The organism is Subsaximicrobium wynnwilliamsii (assembly GCF_007997225.1).
Classification (GTDB): Bacteria; Bacteroidota; Bacteroidia; order Flavobacteriales; family Flavobacteriaceae; genus Psychroserpens; species Psychroserpens wynnwilliamsii.
The window spans coordinates 1-768 of sequence record NZ_VORM01000114.1; the positions used below are offsets into that span (position 1 = coordinate 1).

The following is a 768-nucleotide window of genomic DNA, read 5'->3' on the forward strand; positions in this document are numbered from 1 at the left end:
ACAGACCTGCCTCTTCCCCGTTTCCCTGGAAGATTCCATTGACCAATTTAACAGTGTGAGAGCCATTGACCAATTTGTAGAACAGCTTGATCTGGAAAAACTTGGTTTTCGAAGAGACTTCATTGAAAACGGCCCGCCCGCTTATCGCCCATCTGTTTTGCTCAAACTCTACATTTATGGATATATGAACAGAGTCCGTTCTTCCCGTCAATTGGAAAAGGAATGCAGAAGAAACATAGAGGTGATGTGGCTGCTGGAATCACTTGCGCCAGATCACAACACTATCAGTAATTTCAGGAAAGACAACGCAAAGGCAATCAAAAAAGTGTTTTTCGCCACGGTACAGATCGCCCGAAACTTTGGGCTCATTGGCGCTACCCTGATTGCTGGCGATAGCACCAAATTTAGAGCACAAAACAGTAAGAAGAACAATTTCAACCAGAAAAAGATACAACGCCATCTAGATTATATAGACAATAAGCTAGCTCAATATAATAAAGCGCTCGATCAAGGTGAGAATGATCAAGAAAACGAGCAAATAAAAAAGGATGTTGAAAAACATAAAAGACGCAGAAAACAGTATGAGCAACTTGAAAAGCAATTACAAGAATCTGGCGACACACAAATATCGACTTCAGATCCAGAGAGCAGACATATAATCATCAGGGGAAATATTACAGAGGTTGCATACTGTGTGCAGTCTACGGTAGATGCAGACCATAACATTCCCATCGATTATTTAGTGACAAACAAGAATGACTCTAAAGC

1 protein-coding gene is annotated in these 768 nt (G+C 41.0%); it reads left to right on the forward strand.

Annotated elements, in window-relative coordinates; translation table 11 throughout:
• A partial coding sequence (locus ESY88_RS20735; RefSeq protein WP_147088610.1) for a transposase occupies positions 1 to 768 on the forward strand: 768 nt, incomplete at both ends.